This is a genomic window from Phaeobacter sp. HF9A (assembly GCF_011806385.1).
Taxonomy (GTDB): Bacteria; Pseudomonadota; Alphaproteobacteria; order Rhodobacterales; family Rhodobacteraceae; genus Epibacterium.
Map to the genome: position 1 here is coordinate 1 of NZ_JAATOX010000199.1, position 4,351 is coordinate 4,351.

Annotated in this window: 2 protein-coding genes and 1 pseudogene; all 3 read right to left on the minus strand. The window is 55.8% G+C overall.

Features of this window, described 5'->3' with window-relative positions:
* The coding region (locus tag HCZ87_RS19995) for a calcium-binding protein (RefSeq protein WP_167646773.1) at window positions 1–1,424 on the minus strand (1,424 nt) is incomplete at its 3' end.
* A 168-nt stretch (window positions 1,425–1,592) separates the two neighbouring features.
* Window positions 1,593–3,908 (minus strand): M10 family metallopeptidase C-terminal domain-containing protein, encoded by a 2,316-nt coding sequence (locus HCZ87_RS20000; protein ID WP_167646775.1) that lies wholly within the window; start codon window positions 3,906–3,908, stop codon window positions 1,593–1,595.
* A 180-nt stretch (window positions 3,909–4,088) separates the two neighbouring features.
* Window positions 4,089–4,271, minus strand: a pseudogene (locus HCZ87_RS20005) (ATP-binding protein); the annotation flags it as partial.
* Window positions 4,272–4,351: the final 80 nt, after the last annotated feature.

Sequence of the window (4,351 nt, forward strand, 5' to 3'; positions counted from 1 at the left end):
ATGCTGTCGTTGCCCTCATCCCCGTAGATGATATCGGTGGAGGTATCGCCATGGAGGGTATCGTTGCCATAACCGCCGTGGATGCTGTCGCCACCGGTGCCACCATCGATCTCGTCGTTGCCTGCCCCGCCCGAGATGGTGTCATAGCCCTCCCCACCGGTGATGGTGTCGTTGTCATCGGTGCCATTCAGTGTATCGCGCTCGGAGGTACCCACGATCACGTCACCTTCACCGGCCGAAGCCATGGCCAGAACCTCGGCCACAGTCATGGTGTCACGTCCATTGTCACCATACCGGAAGCTGAGTTGTTCGACATCGTTGAGGGTGCCGATCAGACTGTTGTCGTCAGCACCATAGATGGTGAGATTACTTGCGGTGCCTTCTAGGCGGGTATTTTCCAGCAAGAAGTCCAGCGTGATACCGCGAATGCGGTTGTTATCGCCATCCTCAACCCAAGTGCGGTAGAGATCGACGCGGTCGGTGCCGCCGCCGCCGTTGAAGGTGACGGTGTTCAGCAGCTCATTGAAGCGGATGCGGTTATCGTTGTCATTGCCTTCGATCAGCGCTTCGCCGGTGATATCTAGAACTACACGCTCAAGGTTGCTGCCCGTGACAGTGTATTCGGTGGAGCCAGCCTCGTCGAGATCTGTCCGCCCGTAAATGTTGACGGAGCCCTCCTCATTGTCTTGGGAAAATTCCACCAGCACGCCATCGCTGCTGTAGTCGATGATCACTGCGTCATCGAAATCCGAGCCGCCTTCCCCGCCATCGAGGGTCGCGTTGTGGCGGTTGATGACCATCCAGTCCTCGTCATCGCCGCCATTGATGGTGTCATCGCCGCCGTTGCCATAGATGTTGTCGTTGCCCGCGCCGGTCTCGATCAGATCGTCGCCGGAGGTGCCGCGCACCTCATCATTTTCGCTGGAGGAGGGGAAAAACGTTGACAGCGCAATGCTGGTATTAGGGGCATAGCTGCCAGTAGGGTAGTCAAGGCTGCTGATGCTATCATTGAAGGCTTCCCATTGGGCGACCGTGGTGATCGCCGGCAACGCATCCCCCGACAGCACGAAGACATGCGTCCGGTTGGCGTAGTCCTCGCCCTCATCGGTGCTATAAAGCTCATCCACGCCGAACACGATGCTGGTGCGTGTGGTGCCGTTGTCGTCCCAAGAGACCTCGAAGATGAATTCTTCGCTGGGATCTGGGTAGTTGCCGCCGGCAAGCGAAATCAACCACTCGGCGGAATCGTTGATATTTGCGGTCGGCTCACCATCGAGACCGGTGTCAGGTGTGTAGCTGAGCGTTGCCGGGGATCCATTTGGGGCGAACAGATGCAGTTCAATGCCCGTTTCAATTGCGGTTGCGATCGGGTCTTCATCATCGGAGAAGTTCACCGTGAAGCCCGTCATGCTAAATGTTGTCATACAATCAATCCCTGTAAATCGTCAGATACAAAATCCATTGGCCTACTTGTTCGTCGTGAAGCTAGCAACAAGTTAAATTAGCTGTCAATAATAACTGAATATGTATTCAGCCAGGGCAAAGGTAAACCGAATGTGCCGTCACAAGCGCAGCCATGACGGGCCGGTTGGTCACATAATAAAGATACTGTTGTCCAGCTCATCCGTTGTGGTGAGATTGGACAGTGTGATCTGATCCCCTCCGCCGAAGTCAAAGACTACAAAACCGCCAGTGACGCTGACAAAACTGTTGAGCACCTCCTGGCCGCTGCGAAGGCCATCGACCAGCGCCGAAGAAAGCTCCAGCCGGTCGTGATGAAGCTCGAAATCGTTGATCTCATCGATGTCATGGCCGACATCGAAGACAAAGGTATCGCGCAGGGTGCCTCCGCGTAAGAGATCGTTGCCGGAGCCACCTTCCAGCCGATCAACTCCTTGGTTGCCATAAAGCGTATCATTGCCGCTGAGACCACGTAGGGTGTCGTCGCCGGTACCGCCATAGAGCAGATCCTCACCGTCTCCGCCGGAGATTACATCGGACCCGTAGTTGCCATAGAGCGTATCGTTTCCATCATTCCCAAAAACAACATCCCAGGCGGAACCGGCGGAGATCCAATCATTGCCGCCGTTTCCGACTAGTAGATCATCGCCTTCGCTCCCATACATGCGATCATCGCCGCTGCCACCATAGAGGCTGTCCCAGCCAGAGCGGCCATAGATGGTATCGTTGCCCTCCCCCCCGTCAACGTAGTCAACCCCGTCCCCAGAGGAGATGTAATCATTCCCGGCATTGCCGTAGATCGTATCAAGCGCGGTATTCCCCAGAAGGGTATCATTGCCGACGCCACCGTAGAGCGTGTCATCACCGGTCCCGCCAACCAGGCTATCATTGCCGTCGTCCCCCCGTAGGATATCAGTTGAGCTTGCACCGAACAGGGTGTCACGGCCGTTTTGGCCAATCAAGCTGTCAGCTCCCTCGCCACCATCAATGCTGTCGTCGCCTTCCGCGCCCCAGACTGTATCGGCCCCGGCGCCAGCAGCGATGACGTCATTGCCCAAGGCGCCACTCAGTCGATTGCTCACCTCGTTGCCGGTGATGGTGTCATTGCCACTTCCGGCGATCAAGTTCTCGATCACCGTACCACGTGCAATGGCGACATTGCCAATGAGCCCTGCAATGTCGGAATAGCTTTCCGCGTTGAGGTCAATGCGGTCATGGGAAGTATTGTTGCTGAGATCGATTAGATCAGTTCCACTGACATCATAGATAGTTAGCGCCAGATCCCCGTTCGCGGTGATATTTGAGGAAGAGCGCCCGTCCAGTACCGCAAAAACATCTGCGAAATAGCTGCTGGTCAGGGTGGTGTTGGCACCCCATGTGGTATTGCCAGCGGTCTCGCTGCGGCCCACATCGGGCGCGCCGTAGAGCCTTTGAATAGCAGCGATATCCGCCATCATCGCCGTGACCACATATGCATAGCTGGCATTAATCGTGGTGTTGTCAGACTGGCTGAAGTAGGACATCACCGAGACCTGCCAGCTATCGTTGTCGAAGGTCTGGTCGGTGCCGTAACGAGCGTTCCCGTTATAATCGCCCTGATGCCCCAGCCCCAGCGCATGGCCAATCTCGTGGATGTAAGTTTGCAACGCGTAGCTGTTGATTGTCTCTCCATAAGAGGAAATCCAGCTGGTCTCAATATTGACCTCCGAAGACAGAACGGTGTTGCCGCTGGTCACCGAATAGGCATAGGCTCCACTTTTGTTGTCATCAAAGACAATATCCGCCGAAGAGGAGGAGGTCTCCTCGAAGTCGAGATTCGCCACCCGTTCCCAGGCCTGAAAGGCCCAGCGAGCCAGCTGCTGCCCTGCGGCGGTCAACCCGGTGATATTAACCGATAGCTGGTTGCTAGCAGAGGTGTTAAAGCTGCGTGTCGACTGGCCGGAGGCGTTCCAGTAGCCCTCGGTCAGGAAGCTGGCCAGTGCGTCGAGATCCGCAGCCTCCGATGGTTGGCCCTCTGTAACGCTCAAGGTATAGCTACCAGTCTGGGCATCAAAGCCGCTTGCCGAAACGTAGTAACTGCCGCTGGAGCTTGGTGTATAGGCAAGTCGGGCTTCCAGCCCGCCGCCACCATCGTCATTATAAGTGATCTGGATCCCATTGCCGTTGTAGAGGCTCAGGAAGGGGTCCTGTAACGTACCGTCTCCGCTGGGGGAGGCGGTAAGATTAATCTCATAGCTCTGCCCCGCGATCAGTGTGATCGCGATCCAGTCGCTGTCGCCGCTGCTCTCAATGGTGCCGTTGAAACGATCCCCCACTGACATTGAATAGCCCGTGCTGATGCTAACGGGAGCATCGTTGGTCTCGTGGATCGTTGCAAAATCGCCAATGCCGTCCAGGCCATGGCGTAGAGGGTCGAATGTCTGGGTCGCGGTACACAGGAAACACATATCAGGCTCATCACTTCAAGATTTAGTAGCAGGCGTGGCTATCAAAACAACTAAGGTTGATAGACTAAAATCGAGACCAGTTCCGGGCGAGTTATTGTCAAATCTGGTTGTTGATTGTCACTGAGAACTGACCCGGTATTTTCACCGAGATTTGACCCACCCTCAGTTATGCGCAGTGGTCTATGACGCGGTCAATGTTTTGGTCTCCTTTCTTGTTTTCTTTGCAGCCTCTGAGCTGGCTTTGAAGCGATAGCTGTCGTTGCCAGTTTCGAGGATGTGACAGCGGTGGGTAAGCCGATCCAGGAGAGCCGTGGTCATCTTTGCATCCCCGAAGACCTGCGCCCATTCCGCGAAGCTGAGGTTGATGGGTAATCCCCCCGTTTCTGCGGGGACTTGGTCGTAGAATTTACGCGGCCGTTCTCAGTTTCTGGGCGGGGGTCATC

Bases quoted from the DNA above. Each gene is read 5' to 3' on its own strand.
- HCZ87_RS20000 (WP_167646775.1), bottom strand. From the start codon at position 3,908: ATGTGTTTCCTGTGTACCGCGACCCAGACATTCGACCCTCTACGCCAT.